The sequence below is a fragment of the Angustibacter luteus genome (assembly GCF_039541115.1).
Lineage (GTDB): Bacteria > Actinomycetota > Actinomycetes > Actinomycetales > Angustibacteraceae > Angustibacter > Angustibacter luteus.
Genome location: NZ_BAABFP010000005.1, coordinates 563,267 through 579,234 on the forward strand (window position 1 = coordinate 563,267; position 15,968 = coordinate 579,234).

The 15,968-nt window shown below is 71.5% G+C and carries 16 protein-coding genes and 1 tRNA gene; 9 read left to right on the forward strand and 8 right to left on the reverse strand.

From position 1 onward, the window contains the following. Positions 1-2: 2 nt before the first annotated feature. Positions 3-1,067, reverse strand: a complete 1,065-nt coding sequence (locus ABEB17_RS11825) for an LLM class F420-dependent oxidoreductase (protein WP_345717338.1) — start codon at positions 1,065-1,067, stop codon at positions 3-5. 143 nt (positions 1,068-1,210) lie between these two features. Here ABEB17_RS11825 and ABEB17_RS11830 point away from each other — a divergent pair, with 143 nt between their 5' ends. Beyond that, entirely contained in the window at positions 1,211-2,152 is a 942-nt protein-coding gene (locus ABEB17_RS11830; RefSeq protein ID WP_345716896.1) for an aldo/keto reductase, read from the forward strand. A gap of 35 nt (positions 2,153-2,187) precedes the next feature. Here ABEB17_RS11830 and ABEB17_RS11835 read toward each other — a convergent pair whose 3' ends face one another. After that, positions 2,188-2,511, reverse strand: a complete 324-nt coding sequence (locus tag ABEB17_RS11835) for a hypothetical protein (protein ID WP_345716897.1) — start codon at positions 2,509-2,511, stop codon at positions 2,188-2,190. Between the two features lie 91 nt (positions 2,512-2,602). Between ABEB17_RS11835 and ABEB17_RS11840 the strand changes: the two genes are divergently transcribed. Together ABEB17_RS11840 and ABEB17_RS11845 are read left to right on the forward strand one after the other, a co-directional pair. Then, positions 2,603-2,788 (forward strand): DUF5703 family protein, encoded by a 186-nt coding sequence (locus ABEB17_RS11840; RefSeq protein ID WP_345716898.1) that lies wholly within the window; start codon positions 2,603-2,605, stop codon positions 2,786-2,788. A 115-nt stretch (positions 2,789-2,903) separates the two neighbouring features. Beyond that, positions 2,904-4,421: an amino acid permease gene (locus tag ABEB17_RS11845; RefSeq protein WP_345716899.1), complete on the forward strand. Its 1,518-nt coding sequence runs from the start codon at positions 2,904-2,906 to the stop codon at positions 4,419-4,421. Between the two features lie 19 nt (positions 4,422-4,440). Here ABEB17_RS11845 and ABEB17_RS11850 read toward each other — a convergent pair whose 3' ends face one another. Then, on the reverse strand, positions 4,441-5,802 hold the full coding sequence (locus ABEB17_RS11850; RefSeq protein ID WP_345716900.1) for a M20/M25/M40 family metallo-hydrolase: 1,362 nt from the start codon (positions 5,800-5,802) through the stop codon (positions 4,441-4,443). 108 nt (positions 5,803-5,910) lie between these two features. Between ABEB17_RS11850 and ABEB17_RS11855 the strand changes: the two genes are divergently transcribed. Then, positions 5,911-5,993, forward strand: a tRNA-Leu gene (locus tag ABEB17_RS11855). Between the two features lie 28 nt (positions 5,994-6,021). Further along, entirely contained in the window at positions 6,022-6,711 is a 690-nt protein-coding gene (locus ABEB17_RS11860) for a DUF5995 family protein (RefSeq protein WP_345716901.1), read from the forward strand. A gap of 5 nt (positions 6,712-6,716) precedes the next feature. On the opposite strand, the gene ABEB17_RS11865 is transcribed toward ABEB17_RS11860, so the two are convergent. Then, complete coding sequence (locus ABEB17_RS11865; RefSeq protein WP_345716902.1) at positions 6,717-7,922, reverse strand: acyl-CoA dehydrogenase family protein; 1,206 nt, start codon at positions 7,920-7,922, stop codon at positions 6,717-6,719. Positions 7,923-8,043: 121 nt separating this feature from the next. Here ABEB17_RS11865 and ABEB17_RS11870 point away from each other — a divergent pair, with 121 nt between their 5' ends. The 3 genes from ABEB17_RS11870 to ABEB17_RS11880 are packed head-to-tail and all read left to right on the forward strand — an operon-like array spanning position 8,044 to position 11,058. After that, the gene (locus tag ABEB17_RS11870) at positions 8,044-8,457 is read left to right on the forward strand and encodes an SHOCT domain-containing protein (protein ID WP_345716903.1); all 414 of its coding nucleotides are present in this window, start codon (positions 8,044-8,046) and stop codon (positions 8,455-8,457) included. A gap of 49 nt (positions 8,458-8,506) precedes the next feature. Next, on the forward strand, positions 8,507-9,442 hold the full coding sequence (locus ABEB17_RS11875) for an ABC transporter ATP-binding protein (RefSeq protein WP_345716904.1): 936 nt from the start codon (positions 8,507-8,509) through the stop codon (positions 9,440-9,442). Next, the gene (locus ABEB17_RS11880) at positions 9,439-11,058 is read left to right on the forward strand and encodes an ABC transporter permease (protein ID WP_345716905.1); all 1,620 of its coding nucleotides are present in this window, start codon (positions 9,439-9,441) and stop codon (positions 11,056-11,058) included. Before ABEB17_RS11875 ends, ABEB17_RS11880 begins: the two co-directional genes overlap by 4 nt. 10 nt (positions 11,059-11,068) lie before the next feature. Here ABEB17_RS11880 and ABEB17_RS11885 read toward each other — a convergent pair whose 3' ends face one another. Genes ABEB17_RS11885 through ABEB17_RS11900 form a run of 4 tightly spaced genes read right to left on the reverse strand, consistent with a single transcriptional unit; the run spans position 11,069 to position 15,441 of the window. Beyond that, positions 11,069-12,262 (reverse strand): catalase family protein, encoded by a 1,194-nt coding sequence (locus tag ABEB17_RS11885; protein WP_345716906.1) that lies wholly within the window; start codon positions 12,260-12,262, stop codon positions 11,069-11,071. Then, positions 12,259-13,680, reverse strand: a complete 1,422-nt coding sequence (locus ABEB17_RS11890) for a Dyp-type peroxidase (protein ID WP_345716907.1) — start codon at positions 13,678-13,680, stop codon at positions 12,259-12,261. The genes ABEB17_RS11885 and ABEB17_RS11890 overlap by 4 nt, the downstream gene beginning before the upstream one ends. Next, entirely contained in the window at positions 13,677-14,951 is a 1,275-nt protein-coding gene (locus ABEB17_RS11895) for a hypothetical protein (protein WP_345716908.1), read from the reverse strand. The genes ABEB17_RS11890 and ABEB17_RS11895 overlap by 4 nt, the downstream gene beginning before the upstream one ends. Before the next feature lie 4 nt (positions 14,952-14,955). Further along, positions 14,956-15,441: a hypothetical protein gene (locus ABEB17_RS11900; RefSeq protein WP_345716909.1), complete on the reverse strand. Its 486-nt coding sequence runs from the start codon at positions 15,439-15,441 to the stop codon at positions 14,956-14,958. A 161-nt stretch (positions 15,442-15,602) separates the two neighbouring features. Between ABEB17_RS11900 and ABEB17_RS11905 the strand changes: the two genes are divergently transcribed. Continuing rightward, entirely contained in the window at positions 15,603-15,965 is a 363-nt protein-coding gene (locus tag ABEB17_RS11905) for a hypothetical protein (protein ID WP_345716910.1), read from the forward strand. Positions 15,966-15,968 lie beyond the last annotated feature (3 nt).

A 15,968-nucleotide genomic window follows, 5' to 3' on the forward strand; every position in this document is an offset into this window, starting at 1 on the left:
CGTCAGGCTCCCAGACCGGAGGCGTCCAGGACCTCCGCCATCGTGCGGATCGTGTGCAGACGCTGGTCGAGGGTCGCGTCGAAGGCCGACACGGTCAGCGTGGTGACGCCCGCCTCCGCGTACGCGGCGAGCCGGTCGCGCACCCGCTCCGGCGGGCCGATGAGTGCGGTGCTGTCGATCAGCTCGTGCGGCACGGCCTCCGCAGCCTCCCGGTGCTTGCGTTCCAAAAAGAGGTCCTGCACCGTCGCGGCCGCCTCCTCGTAGCCCATCCGCACGGCGAGCTGGTTGTAGAAGTTCTTGTCCCGGCTGCCCATCCCGCCCAGGTACAGGGCCGTGTAGCCACGAACGGGTGCCGCGCAGGCCGCCACGTCGTCGCCGAAGACCACGGGGACCGTCGGCACCACGTCGAAGCCGGTCATGACGTCCTCGCCCGTCGCCCGGCCGCCGCGCTCGCGACCGGCGCGCAGGGGCCCCATCGAGACCTCGGCCTGCTCGGGGCTGAAGAAGATGCCCAGCCAGCCGTCCGCGATCTCACCGGTCAGCTCGAGGTTCTTCGGGCCGACCGCCGCCAGGTAGAGCGGGATCTGCGCCCGCACCGGGTGCACCGTCAGCTTGATGGCCTTGCCCGGGCCGTCCGGCAGCGGGAGCGTGAAGTGCTCCCCGTCGTAGCGCAGCGTCTCGCGTCGCAGGGCCTGGCGGACGATCTCGGCGTACTCGCGGGTCCGGCCGAGCGGTTTGTCGAAGCGGACGCCGTGCCAGCCCTCGGAGACCTGCGGGCCGGAGACGCCGAGCCCCAGCCGGAACCGCCCGCCGCTCAGCGTGTCCAGCGTCGCGGCGGTCATCGCGGTCATCGCCGGGGTGCGGGCGGGGATCTGGAACACCGCGCTGCCGACGTCGATCCGCTCGGTCTGGGCGGCGACCCAGGTCAGGACGGTGGCGGCGTCCGAACCGTACGCCTCGGCGACCCAGGCCACGTCGTAGCCGAGCGCATCGGCTTCGCGGGCCAGCGCGAGGTTGTCGGCGTCGTTGCCCAGCCCCCAGTAGCCGAGGTTGAGCCCGAGGCGCATCCGGCCGGGGGTGGGCGGGGTCGACGTCCGGGGACGGGGTTCGGTTGCGGGCTCAGCCATGCCGGAGACGATAACGGGACGACTCGCTGATCCGGCGAGCGCCGCACGTGGCCTGGCCCACACCGCCGGTAGCGTGTGCGCCCATGGAGCAGCGGTACGTCGGGACGTCGGGGCTGAAGGTCTCCCGGCTGGCCCTCGGCACGATGACCTGGGGTCGGGACACCGACGAGCACGAGTCGCGGGACCAGCTGGCGGCTTTCCTGGAGGCCGGCGGGACCTTCGTGGACACCGCCGCCGGGTACGGCGACGGGGCCGCCGAGGAGGTGCTGGGCGCACTGCTGCCGGACCTCGCCGCGCGCGAGGACGTCGTGATCTGCACGAAGGCGGGCATCTCTCGTCGCTCGGGTGAGCGGGTCGTGGATACCTCGCGCCGGGCCATGCTGTCCGCGCTGGACGGCTCGTTGACCCGGCTCGGCACCGACCACGTCGACCTGTGGCTGGCGCACACGTGGAGCGACGAGGTGCCGCTCGAGGAGACGTTGTCCGCTCTGGAGCTCGCGGTGTCCAGCGGTCGGGCCCGCTACGTCGGGGTGTCCAACTACGCCGGCTGGCAGGGCGCCCGCGCCGCCACCCTGGCCCAGCTGCGCGGCGCGGGGGCCCTGGTGACCAACCAGGTCGAGTACTCGCTGCTGGCCCGCGCCGTCGAGGACGAGGTCGTGCCCTCGGCCGCCGCCCTGGGTTTGGGCCTGATGGCCTGGTCCCCGCTGGGCCGGGGCGTGCTGACCGGCAAGTACCGCACGGGCACGCCGGCGGACTCGCGCGCCGCCTCACCGCACTTCGCCTCGTTCGTCGAGCGCTACCTGGACGACCGGGCCCGGCGCATCGTCGACGCCGTCGTCACGGCGGCCGACGGGCTCGGCTGCTCCCCCGCGGAGATCGCGCTCGCCTGGGTCCGGGATCAGCCGGGGGTCGTCGCACCGGTGGTCGGCGCCCGGACGGCGGCGCAGCTGCGCGGGACCCTGACGAGCGAGGACGTCGTCCTACCCCGGCAGATCCGGGACGCGCTGGACGAGGTCTCGGCCTAGGGCGATCAGGCCCAGCGCGATCAGGCCCAGCGCGATCAGGTGGAGCGCGCGGGCTCCGTGTCGTCGAGGTCGTCGTAGTCCTCGTCGTCCATCCCGGTGTAGCTGCCGCCGCCCTCGACGTCGTCCGGCTCGTCGAACTCGTCGTCGTCGTCCTCGTCCCCGCGGTACACCTCGAGCGGGGTCACCTCGTCGAACGCGTCGAGCAGGGCGTCGTCGTACTCCTCGAAGGCCTCCGCGACCGCGCGGTAGGCGCCGACGACGACCGGGTCGTTCTCGCCCCGTCGTCCCGCGGCGGCCTCGAGGTGGCGCTCCAGGGCAGCCACCAGTGCATTCAGGGCCGCGCGCGGGTCAGTGGTCATGGAACGACCGTAGTCCCCCGACGGCGTCCAGGGACACCAACTATGCGTGCCGTTCTGGCGTCAGGGCCACTCGCGTGCAGAATGGTCAACGATGATCGAGTACGAGTACCGGGTGATCCGCGTGCCGGCCCGCGTCACCCGCGCCGAGGCGAAGGCCCTGCTGGTGGAGCACGCCGAGTACGGGCGGTGGGAGCTTGCGCGGGTGCGCCTGCTCCAGGGCGGCGCGCGCACGGTCTGGCTGCGCCGCCGCATCATCCGGGTCCGGCGGACGGCCTAGCCAGCCGCGGCCAGACGCCGCCGCGCTGATCACGGGGTGCGCGCCCGCTATGTCGGGTCTACGTTCTCAGGCGGGCGTCAGGACGGCGCCGCGCTCGCGCCGATCAGGAGGCGACATGAAGCTGACGCGCACCAAGTCCGTCGAGCAGTCGATCAAGGAGACGGACGAGCCGGAGCACAAGCTCAAGAAGAGCCTGTCCGCCTGGGACCTGACGGTCTTCGGCGTCGGCGTGATCATCGGCACGGGCATCTTCGTGCTGACCGGCAAGCAGGCCGCGTTGAACGCCGGCCCGGCCGTGGTCATCTCGTTCATCCTCGCCGCGATCGCCTGTGGCCTCGCGGCCATGTGCTACGCCGAGTTCGCGTCGACGGTCCCGGTAGCCGGAAGCGCCTACACGTTCTCCTACGCGACGCTCGGTGAGCTGGTCGCCTGGATCATCGGCTGGGACCTGGTGCTGGAGCTCGGTCTGGGCGCGGCCGTGGTGGCCCGTGGTTGGTCCGCGTACCTGCAGAACCTGTTCGACCTGCCGACCTGGCTGGCCGGCGACGACGCCATCCCCGACTTCGGCGCGATCTTCATCGTCGCCGTGCTGGCGGTCGTGGCGGTCGTCGGGACCAAGCTGTCCGGGCGGGTCACCGGCGTGCTGGTGGTCATCAAGATCGCGGTGGTGCTGCTGGTCATCGTGGTCGGCGCCTTCTACATCAAGACCGCGAACTACCACCCGTTCATCCCCCCGTCGAAGCCGAAGTCCGAGGAGGTCAGCGGGCTCACCCAGCCGTTGATCCAGGCGCTGTTCGGGCTGGAGCCGACGTCCTTCGGCATCTTCGGTGTGGTCGCGGCGGCGTCCGTGGTCTTCTTCGCGTACATCGGCTTCGACATCGTCGCGACGGCTGCCGAGGAGACGCGGAACCCCAAGCGCGACATGCCGCGCGGCATCATCGGCTCGCTGGTCATCTGCACCGTGCTGTACGTGCTCGTCAGCCTGGTGATCACCGGCATGGTCAAGTACGACCAGCTGGACTCGGCGGCACCACTCGCCGAGGCGTTCAAGCTCAACGGCGTCACGTGGGCCTCCAAGCTCATCTCGCTGGGGGCGGTCTGCGGCATCACCACCGTGATCCTGGTCCTGATGCTCGGCCAGAGCCGCGTGCTGTTCGCGATGTCCCGCGACGGGCTGCTGCCGCGCAAGCTGGCCAAGGTGCACCCGACGTTCGGCACGCCGTACGTGATCACGATCATCACGGCCGCGTGCATCGCCGCCCTGGCCGCCTTCGTGGACCTGGAGAAGCTGTCCGAGATGGTCAGCATCGGGACGCTGTTCGCGTTCGTGGTGGTCTCGGCCGGCGTGATCATCCTGCGCCGCACCAGGCCCGACCTCGAGCGGTCGTTCAAGACGCCGGGCGTGCCGTGGCTGCCGGTCCTGGCGATCCTGGCCTGCGTGTGGCTGATGCTCAACCTGCCGGTCGAGACGTGGCTGCGGTTCATCGTCTGGATGGTCATCGGCTTCGTCATCTACTTCGTCTACGGCGCCTCGCACAGCCGGGTGGGCATGCGTGCGGCGAGCGGCGAGGGTGAGGCGACGGCCGAGAGCGCCGCGGCCGACCGACGGAAGTCCGTGGGAGACAACGACTGACGAGCGCCTCGACCGGCTGTCAGCAGGTGCGCAGCAGCCGGTCGAGGACGCGGGTGCCGAAGGTCAGGGCTTGGAGCGGTACCCGCTCGTCGACCCCGTGGAACATGGCGGGGAAGTCCAGGTCAGCGGGCAGCTGCAGCGGCGCGAAGCCGAAGCCCCGGATGCCGATGGTGCCCAGTGCCTTGTTGTCCGTACCGCCGGACAGGCAGTAGGGCAGCACCGGCGCGCCGGGATCCTCGGCCTGCAGCGCGGCGACCATGCGGTCCACCAGGCGCCCGTCGAACGTGGTGTCCAAGGCATTGTCGCGGTGGTGGACGTGGACGTCGACGTGCTCCCCCGCCAGCTCGCGGACCGTGGCCAGCAGGGACTCCTCGTGCCCGGGCAGGAACCGGCAGTCCACGAAGGCCTCGGCGGTCTGCGGGATCACGTTGTGCTTGTAGCCGGCCTTGAGCATCGTCGGGTTCGCGGTGTCCTGGAAGGTGGCGCCCACGAACCGGGCCACCGTGCCGAGGCTGGCCAGCAGCTCCGACGGGTCGTTGGGGTCGAGCTCGACTCCGGTGATCTCGGTCACGCCGTCCAGGAACTCGCGCACCGTCGGGGTGATCTCGATCGGCCAGTCGTGCGCGCCGATCCGGGCGACGGCCGCGCCCAACCGGGTCACCGCGTTGTCGGTGGCGATCTGCGAGCCGTGCCCGGCCCGACCCTGCGCCACCAGCCGCAGCCAGGTGATGCCCTTCTCCGCCGTCTGCAGCAGGTAGAGCCGCACCGGGTCGCCGTTCCTGCCGTCGACCGTCACCGAGTAGCCCCCGACCTCGCTGATCGCCTCGGTGACGCCCTCCAGCAGGTCGCGACGGTGCTCGACCAGCCAGTGGCTGCCGAGGACGCCACCCGCCTCCTCGTCGGCGAAGAAGGCGAACACCAGGTCGCGTGGGGGCTTGCGGCCGGTCCGGGCCAGGTCCCGCAGGACCGCGAGCATCATCGCGTCCATGTCCTTCATGTCCACCGCGCCACGGCCCCACAGGCAGCCGCCCTGCTCCTCCCCGGCGAACGGGTCGACCTGCCAGTCGTCCGCGTCGGCGGGGACGACGTCCAGGTGGCCGTGGACCATCAGCGCGCCACGGTCCCGGGTGCCCGCTGCCTCGCCCTCGACCCGGACGACGACCGTGGAGCGGCCGGGCTCGCTCTCGACCAGCTCCGGGTCGAGTCCGACGTCGGTCAGCAGGCCCATCACGTGCTCGGCCGCGGCCCGCTCCCCCGGCCCCGACCCGTCTCCGTAGTTGCTGGTGTCGATGCGCAGCAGGTCGCGGCACAGGTCCGCGACCTCGGCGACGGCCTGGTCGCTGGGGTCCTGCGCGGCGGGGGTCTGCGAGGTCTCGGTCACGCCGCCACCGTAGTCCGGACGGGGTGGCTGGTGGTCGGGCGAGGGGTCGCTGCGTGTTAGTCTCTACGTCGCATCGCTGGGCCCCGACGGGGCCCGGTGATCCACCTCGTCCGGGTGGCGGAATGGCAGACGCGCTAGCTTGAGGTGCTAGTGCCCTTAGGGGCGTGGGGGTTCAAGTCCCCCTCCGGACACCCATCGAACGGCAGTACGATCCGGCGCATGAGCGCACCTGTGGCGACCGTCCAGGATGTGATCGTGCGACTCCAGGGCATCGACCACGACCTGCCTGCCCGGGACGGCGCGGCGGTGTTCAACCACATGTACCTGACGGTGACCGAGCAGGTGGCCGAGGGCCTCGCCGGCGCGCCGGTCTTTCGGGACCCGGCGTTCATGGCCCAGCTCGACGTCACGTTCGCGTCCCTGTGGCTCGCGGCGTACGACGCGCCCGCGGACGCCGTGCCGAAGGCGTGGGCGCCGCTGTTCGAGCGGCGACACGACGACGCGGTGCTGGCCATCCAGTTCGCCCTCGCCGGGATGAACGCGCACATCGCCCACGACCTGCCCGTCGCCCTCGTCGCCACCTGCCGCCGGCTGGACAGGTCGCCGGACGACGCCGACGTGCACGCGGACTACGAGAAGGTCAACGAGCTGCTCGCCGCCTGCGAGTCCGAGATCCGCCGGTCCTTCCTCACCGAGGTCGGGCAGGCGCTGGACCACCGCCTCGGCCCCGTCGTGCACCTCATCGACTCGTGGAACATCGACAAGGCCCGTGACGTGGCCTGGGTCAACGCCCTCGCCATGTGGGAGATGCGTCGAGTGGGGTCGCTGGCCCGGCGCTACGTCGCGGCGCTGGCTGGCACCGTGGGCATGGCGTCACGGTGCCTGCTGACGCCGGTCGACCGGATCTGAACGGCCTACGTGAAGGCGGACAGTCCCGTCGCCTCGCGCCCCAGGATCAGCGCCTGCATCGAGTCGGTCCCTTCGTAGGTGTAGACGACCTCCATGTCCGTCATGTGCCGGGCGACGTGGTAGTCGAGCAGCACTCCGTTGCCGCCCAGCACGTCCCGGGCGTCGAAGGTCACCTGCCGGGCCATCCGGGCCGACGTGAGCTTCGCCATCGACGCCATCGCAGCGGTCAGCCGGTCCCGGTCCTGCAGCTCGGCCATCCGGAAGCACAGCAGCTGCAGGTGCGTCACCGCGGTGAGCATCTCGGCCAGCTTCATCTGGACGAGCTGGAAGCTGCCGATCGGCTGGCCGAACTGCTCCCGCTCCTGCGCGTACGTCAGGGCGATCTCGTAGCAGGCGATGGCGTGGCCGAGGCACTCCCAGGCCACTCCCCCGCGCGTCGCCGTCAGGACGCGGTTGACGTCGTCGAACGAGCTGGCCCCGGCCAGCCGGTTCTCATCCGGTACCCGCACGCCGTCCAGCCGGACGTCGGGCTGCCAGACCGCACGTTTGCCGATCTTGCCGGTGATGAGCTCCGTCGAGTAGCCCGGCGGGTCCTCGCCGTCCGTCCGCTCGACGACGAAGCCCTTGACCTCGCCGTCGGCCTCGTCCCTCGCCCATACGATCACCAGGTCTGCGAACGAGGCGTTCCCGATCCATCGCTTGCGTCCGTCGATGACCCAGTAGTCGCCCTCCCGCCGGGCGGTGGTGCCCAAGGCCACTGAATCCGATCCGTGGTCCGGCTCGGTCAGGCCGAACGCGCCGACGAGCTCGAGCCGGGCCATGTCGGGTAGCCACCGTTGCCGCTGCTCCTCACTGCCCAGCAGGTGGATCGACCCCATCGCGAGCCCGGAGTGCACCCCGGCGAACGTGTTCAGGCTCCCGTCACCGCGGGACAGCTCGAGACTGACCAGGCCCGCGGCGAGCCGGCTGAGCCCCGGGCAGCCGTAGCCCTCGATGGACAGCCCCGACACGTTGAGCGCCGCCAGCCCCTGGACCAGCTCGAAGGGGAACTCCGCCCGCTCCCAGTAGCCGTTGATGACCGGCAGCACCGCGTCGTCGACGTACGCCCGGACGCGGTCGCGCACCGCGCGGTCGTCGGCGGTCAGCCGCTCGTCCAGCAGGTAGAGGTCGGTGTCCAGGGCGGTCGTCAGGCCGGGCGTCAGGTCGCTCACCCGGCGATTGTCGTCCGCAGCGAGTGAACCCGCACTCTCACCCGCTGCGGGTGAGTCGTCCGCTGATCTTGCGGGACTAGCGTTCGGCGCAGGACGACCGACGACAGAGGAGCGGATTCAGATGCCGGCATCCACCATGAACGCGAGCTTCGGCGACGGGAGCGTCCTTCTCTGGATGCTCGAGTTCTTCCTCTTCATCATCTGGTTCTGGCTGCTCATCACGATCTTCTCGGACCTGTTCCGGGACCACGAGACGTCGGGTGCGGCCAAGGCGTTCTGGGTGATCTTCGTCGTGATCCTGCCCTACCTCGGTGCCCTGATCTACCTGATCGCCCGCGGTGGCGGGATGGCTGAGCGCAACGCCAAGCAGGCGGCCGCCATGCAGGCCCAGGTTGATGCGAGGATCCGAGCGGCGGCCGGTTCGGGGTCGGGCGCGAGCTCGGCGGAACAGATCGCGCAGGCGAAGTCGCTGCTGGACAGCGGCGCCATCTCCCAGGCCGAGTTCGACGCGCTGAAGGCCAAGGCACTGGCCTGACCCACGTCATCCCGCCGTCGCGGCGTCGAGAGGCGTAGCGTCGCGACTCATGGACGACGTCGTCGAGACACGGGGTCTGCAGAAGCGTTTCGGGAGCGTGCGCGCACTCGACGGGCTCGACCTGTCCGTGGCGCGCGGTGAGATCCACGGCTTTCTCGGGCCCAACGGGGCCGGCAAGTCCACGACGATCCGGGTCCTGCTCGGACTGGCCCGCGCGGACGGCGGCACCGCGCGGGTGTTCGGCCAGGACCCCTGGGCGGACGCCGTGGAGCTGCACCGGCGGATCGCCTACGTCCCCGGGGACGTCAGCCTGTGGCCGAACCTGTCCGGCGGGGAGATCGTCGACCTGATCAGCCGTCTGCGCGGCGGCACGTCGGACGCGGCCGGGTACGCGGCGCGCCGCCGCAGACTGCTCGAGGTGTTCGAGCTGGACCCGAGCAAGCGGGGTCGGGCCTACTCCAAGGGCAACCGGCAGAAGGTGGCCCTGGTCGCCGCGTTCGCCACCGAGGCCGAGCTGTACGTCCTGGACGAGCCGACCAGCGGCCTGGACCCGATCATGGAGACCGTCTTCAACGCCGAGGTGGAGCGCCTGGCAGCAGCGGGCTCCACGGTCCTGCTGTCCAGCCACATCCTGTCCGAGGTCGAGCGGCTCTGCCATCGGGTGACCATCGTGCGCGCGGGCCGGACCGCCGAGTCGGGCACGCTGGAGTCGTTGCGCCACCTGACTCGCACCGAGATCTCGTTCGCGGCGAACGGGATCGACCCGGAGTCCCTGGCGGCGATCGACGGCGTCCAGGACGTGACCGCCCTGGGCGGCCGGATCGCCCTGACGGTGGACAGCGACACGCTCACCACCGTCCTCCCGTCGATCACGGGGCTGGATGTGCGCGGGCTGACGGTCAACCCGCCATCGCTGGAGGAGCTCTTCCTGCGGCACTACGGCGAGGAGCTCGCCGCCACCGAGCACGCCGAGGGCGACCGTTGACCACGTTCGGTCCTCTGCTGCGGCAACGGGTGCGCCGGGACCGCTGGCAGCTGGCGCTGTGGGTCGCAGGGACCGGCATCATGGCGGCCTTCTCGACCTCCGCGATCGCCCAGAGCTACGGGGACGACAGGTCTCGGCGGGCGATCATGCTGCTGGCGACGGAGAACCCGTCGATCCTGATGCTGCGCGGCCTGCCGGCCGGCTACGGCTTCGGCGCCTTCACGTTCTTCGAGATCTACGCCTTCCTCGCGCTGCTGGCGGGCCTGATGAGCACCTTCCTCGCCGTGCGGCACACCCGGGCGGAGGAGGAGAGCGGTCGGGCGGACCTGGTGACGGCCACGCCCGCGGGGCGGACCGTGCCCTTGGTGGCGACCCTGGCTCATGGACTGCTGGCGAACGTCGTGCTCGGGCTCGTCGTCGCACTGGGATTCCTCAGCGCTGGCCTGCCGGTCACGGGCTCCTTCGTGGCCGGTGCGGCCGTGGCAGCAGCGGGGCTGGCGTTCCTCGGCCTGGGACTCGTGTGCGCCCAGTTCCTGCGCACGTCGCGCGGCGCCAACGGCGCGGCGGCCGCGCTCGTCGTCCTCGCGTACCTCCTGCGCGGCCTGGGTGACTCGCTGTCTCGGCCGGGCGCCGACGAGCTGCACCGCGTGGCCGCGTGGCCGAGCTGGCTGTCGCCCATCGGGTGGGGACAGCAGACCGGCGCCTGGACCGGGAACGCGCTGTGGCCGCTGCTGCTCAGCCTGTGCTTCACCGGTGCCTGCGGCGCCGGGGTCCTGGTCCTGCAGGAGCGTCGGGACACGGGCGCGAGCCTGCTGCCGTCCCGCCGCGGCCGGGACCGCGCCCGCCCGGCACTTGGCAGTCCGTCCGCCCTGGCCTGGCGCCTGCAGTGGCCGACCATCCTCGGCTGGTGCGTCGGCGGCGCGGCCACGGGGCTCCTGGCGGGATCGTTGACCCACCTGGTGGACCAGGTCTCGGATGCGGACGAGAACGTCGTCGACACCTTGCGCTCGATGGTTCCCGGGACGACGCAGACGCTCACCCAGCTCCTCATCGCGGCCATGTTCGGCGTGGCTGGGGTACTCGCCGCCGCGTGCGCCGTCCAGGTGGTGCTCCGACTGCGCCAGGAGGAGAGCGCCGGCACCGCAGAGGTGCTGCTGGCCACGCCCGTGGACCGGACGCGCTGGCTGCTCGACTACGTCGTGCTGGGCGTCGTCGCGGTCGTCCTCGTGATGGCCGCCACGGCGGTCGCCGCCGCGCTCGCGCTGCTCGGGTCGGGTGAGGACGTGGCCCGCGTGGGCGACGCCTTCGTCGCCGGCCTGGCCCAGCTGCCCGCCGCCCTGCTGTACCTCGGCGTCCTGGCGCTGGGGTTCGTGTTCCTGCCCGGCGTGGTGATCGGGCTGGGCTGGGGACTGCTGGCCCTGGGGGTCGCGCTGGGCACCTTCGGCGGCATGGTCGGTGCCCCGCAGTGGTTGCGCGACCTGTCCCCCTTCACCCACACGCCGGTCCCCGGGGCGGGGGTGGCCAGCTGGACCGGCGGGCTGTGGATGCTCGCTCTGGCCGTCGCGGCGACGGCTTTGGCCGCATCCGGCATGCGTCGGCGCCAGCTCCGCCCGTGATCGCGCGTCGCTAGTCCTCGAAGGTCTCGGACCCGGTCGGCTCGACGTGCTGGGTGTCGTTCATCCGCTGGCGCAGCTTGGCCAGCTCGTAGTACATCGTGCGCCGGGCGCGGTTGGAGTTCCCGAGCGGCTGGTGCTCGGTCAGGCTGTGCCACGGGTTGTACCGCAGCGCGTCCGCGAACCGCAGCTGCGCGTCGGAGTCGAAGCGCTGCCGCACCAGCCGCAGCTCGGCGACCGGAACATACGGGGACAGCCGCTCGGGCCAGTGCACGCAGGCGTTCTCGATCGGCATGCGGTGGGGATCGGTCTGCACCTGCACCATGAAGTCCATCAGCCAGTCGCCGTCGGCCAGGGTGGAGGAGATCGCGTCCCGCAGGTAGTTCTCCTTCGCGTGCACCGGGATCCGCGACCGGCCCTGCTGTCGCGGCCTCAGCGAGTACTGCACGGCCTGGCCGGGCCCCAGCAGGAAGGGCACGTTGCTGTAGTAGCGATCCTCGACCGGGTTGGCGTGCATGGGCGAGTAGAGCAGCTGCATCGCCAGGTGAATCCAGTGCTTGGGGTTGAACGCGTAGCCCAGGGGCGCCTTCGCGCGCACCCAGCGCTGCATCTTCGCGTTCTCCTTGATGTCCGGGGTCACGAAGGCCGCGGGCGTCACCAGGATGAGGTCCTGGGTGCCCTGCTCGTCCTCCATCAGCTTCGGGCCAGGGACGCCCATCACCTTGATCCCCACGGAGCACTGCCCGAAGTCCTCCAGGTCCGGCGGGGCGAAGGGTCCGGGCCCGGAGAACCGCACCCACGCCGGGTACACCCCGGGAGTCGCGAACAGCCCGTGCCGCAGGGGCTCAGGGACGTCGTCGCGCACCGTGAACTCGGCCCGGAGCACGCCGTAGGTCTTGGTGTTGCCGAAGCGCTGGACCGCGCCGGGAAGCCAGTTCTCCCGCATGAACAGGGCGATCTCGTCGATGATCTGCTGGACCAGACGGTCCTCGTCGGGTAGGAGCCGCTCCTGGGCCAGCTCAAGGTGCTCGTCGCGCCGGAAGAGGTTCTGCAGCCACTGCGCGGACGCGAAGAGCGGCGGTCGCAGCCACCGGTCGAACCAGCGCCGGTACAGGAACTCGAAACGGCGTTCCACCCTCCAGATCCAGAGCACCAGGTCGCTGAGCGGTCGCAGGACGTAGAACGTGAAGGCCCCCTGCGGGTTCACGTCGCCGCTCCTGGGCCCGCAGCCGCACGGGTCGCCAACCAGCGCAGGGCGCTGATACCGGGGAGGAAGAAGTAGCCGCCGCCGCGGACCCGCACGAACTGTGGCAGGTCCCGGTAGCGCCGGCGCACCGGTGTCGCCGGAGCCGAGAACGTCGCCCCGGCTCCCCGGCCGGTGCCGACCCGGACGCCGACCAGCGGGTCGGACGCGTCGTCCAGCAGGTTGAAGCCCGGGTCGTTCAGCCAGCTGTGCTGGATGAACTCGAACTGGCGGGCGAGGTTCGCGTTGAGGCAGAGGAAGTACAGCCCCTGCTCGACCGTGCCGTCCTCGCGCTGCGTCCGGTAGGCGCGGCCGCGGCGCAGGATCCGGTGCCGGCGATTGACGTCCAGCGAGGACGCCGTCCCGGGCTTCGGCGCCAGGGCGTCGCGGGGGTTGGCGCGTCGTACGTGCGCGCCGATCGGGCACCCCAGCCCATCCGCGTCGTTGGCGTGGTAGCCGAACTCGTTCGCCTCCGCGTGAGTGGGGTTGTCCTGCTGCGGGTCCAGCGTCAGCGGCGCACCGCTGGGCCAGCGGCCGACGAGCTGCGCACCGAGCAGTGCGGCGGCTGCCGGGTCGGCGCTGCCGTCGCTGCGCCGGGTGGCGTCGGCCAGGTACTCGTGGAAGGCGTCGACGTGCTGCTCCAGCTGGCGGAGCACGAGGTAGGAACCGTTGCGCCCGAGGTCGGCGGCGCCGTCCGCCCGGGGCAGCAGGCGTTCGGGGTCGGCCGAGTCGGCGAGCAGTGGCCGCTCCGTCAGCTGCCCGTACTCGTTGGGGTACCCGAGGACGAACTCCCCGGACCGGACGGCGCCGGGCGGGTCACTCGCCCCCGGCAGGCCGGTCAGCAGCGGCTGGGAGATGCCGTCGTGGAAGCCGAACGGCTCGTTCGGACCCAGCGTGTCCGTCGCGAGCTCGCCGGCCAGGGCGAGGCCGCTGCCCTCGGCCTGCGCGACCAGCTCTGTCTGCAGCTGGGTCAGTGCGGCGGCGCTGGCCGCGTAGACCAGCACCAGCACGTGCACCGTCGGCGTGGTCGGGCCACCCCAGTCCCAGGTGGCCGGACCGTCGTCCCCCTGGTCGCCCAGCAGCCGGCTCCGGTACGCCGTCGCCATGCCGGTGGTGAACTGCTGCGAGAAGCCGGCGGTCACCCCGTCGCCGGCGAGCGCGCGCACGCCCTCGGCGGTCAACGCCACCTGGATCGCGCTGTCCTGCACCCGTTCCAGCGCCGAGGTGACCCGGCCCGCCCAGTCAGCCAGGACGGTCCCGGCGGCGGCGGACTCACGCACCTCCAGCAGGAGGAACGTGGCCTCGGGCAACGCCCCGTGTCCACGCAGGACCAGGCCCTGGATGTCCGCGAGGTCGAGGTCGCGGGTGGCTGTCGCGGTCACAGCAGGGCCAGCCACTCGGCGGCCTGCGGCTGGTCCGGATGGCCCGCGAGGCCCCGGCGCAGGGCGGCGTTGCGGTCGATCCGGGGTGCGTGCAGCTCGGGGTAGGCGGAGTACCAGACCACCGTGGGCACCTGGTGACGGCGCAGGTAGCGCTTGAAGGCTGTCTCGTCGCGGGCGCCGCCGAACAGCAGCCAGCGGGTGGACGGGTAGCCGACACCGTTGCTGAACACCAGGTTCAACCCCCACGCCAGGCGGTCGATGAAGTCGTTCATGTAGCTCTCCTGGCTGCCGTCATAGCTGCTGGCGAAGACCAGCCGGCGCCCGCCGTCCAACGGCACCCACCGGGCGAAGTGCAACGACGTCACCCCGGCCAGCGTGTGGCTGTTGAACACCAGCCGGTTTCCCAGGTCGAGGCCGAGGAGAGCGACCCGCATCGTCGTGGCCCGGACGAATCCCGGTTTGACGAAACCCACTGCGGTGAACGGGTTCTGGGTGGCCCAGTCCTCGTACTGCTCCACGTCGTGGACGTGGTCGAGGTCCACCGGTCCGGTCTCCGGAACGTCCCGCAGCTCGTGCACCCGGAGCAGGAGCAGGAAGACCACCAGCACCACGACGAGCAACGGCAGCAGGACGAGGGCGACGAGTCCCAGGGCCACGAGCACGACGAGCGAACGCAGCTTGGAGGGCGAACCCGCCCGCGAGGCGGGGTGGCGCGCCCACCCGAGGTCGGCCCGGTCCGTGACGGCGTCGCGCAGCCGGGCGTGCAGGGAACGGGCGTCAGCACCAGCACGGACGTTCGCCGGCAACCCGTCCACCTCGTCGGCCAGGGCCGCGCTCAGCGCCGCCTCGTCGAGGACCTGTCGCAGGGTCCGCCCGATCGTGTGCACGTACACGGCGGCCGGGCGCAGGCTGTGCTCGGTCAGCCAGGCCACGCGTCCCTGCACCGAGGGGTGGGCCGGGTATCCGAGGCACCGCCCGAACAGCGCGTCCAGGCCCGGTCCGGCCACGGTCGCCAGCTCCAGCAGGTGGGCGGGCTCGTCGGTGTCGACGTCGCACATGTAGACCAGCGACGGCGCGATGGTGCGACCCTCCAGGTCCTCGACCTCCTCCAGCACGAAGACCCGGGCGAAGTGCACGCCGTACAGGGACCCGAAGGGCAGCATCGAGTCGCCGCCACCGGCGGCGCGGATCTCGCGCAGCAGCGCGATCGTGTCCCCGACGGCGCCGTCGGCGAGGGTCGCCCGCACCGTGACGGCCGTCTGCCTCGTCACGCGGTCAGCTCTCGCCGACCGGACTGCGCAACGTGAACCAGCCGACCCGCTTGCGCCACATCCACACCACGCCGAGATAGAGGCCCGGTGCGACCAGCCGGATCTCGTCGCGCACCATCCGGGCCACCTCGGACGTTCGCGAGTAGTCCAGGACCACGCAGTCGCGGTCGTCGACCCAGCTCGGGACGACGTCCAGCTGGGCCGGGATCAGCCGCAGCCGCAGGGGGCTGACCTTGTTCTTGAGCAGGCGGTGCTCGTGGCTGACGACCTTGCCCTGCCAGGCGACCACGTAGATGGCGGCGGCGAGCGGTTTGGCGACCGCAGTGCCCGGGAACATCAGCACGGTGCCGCGCATGTTGCCGCTCGGGACGTCGCCGGAGGGGCTGACCCGGAACAGCGCGTCGAGCTCGCGGTTGGTCATGGCGAGCAGCCGGGGCTCGTCGACCAGCAGACCGACGGGCGCAGGCTCTCCGGAGGGTTCAGCGGTCATCGACGCGCTCCTCTCGTCGACCGACCGGACGACGTCCGGCCGGACGATTCCACGATCCTCTGCCCTTGATCGTCTTGTAAAGGAGATGCCCGTTGACACTGCTGGCCGCGCGCTGCGACTGTGGCCATGCCGTCAGGCCGCCTGCGAAAGGGGCGCAGCCCATGGATCCGAGCCTGGCCCGGAAGCTGCTCGCGGCCGTGCGCCTGGTCAACGGGGTGCTCGGCCTGCTGGCCCCGTCTTTCCTGCTGCGCCGTCTGGGGACGGACCCGGCGGTCGACCGCTCCGGCTACTACCCGTTCCGGATGTTCGGCGTCCGCACCATCGTGATCGGGGCCGACCTCCTGCTGCTGCAGGGTGAGCAGCGCCGGCGCGCCGTCCGCCTCGCCGTCCTGATCCACGCGTCGGACACGGTGTCCGCCGCCACGGCCGGGCTGCGCGGCGACCTCCCCCGCAAGCCCGCCGTCATCACCACGGCGATCTCCGCCACCAACACCGCGCTCGCGATCATCGCCACCCGGGAGTAGCGC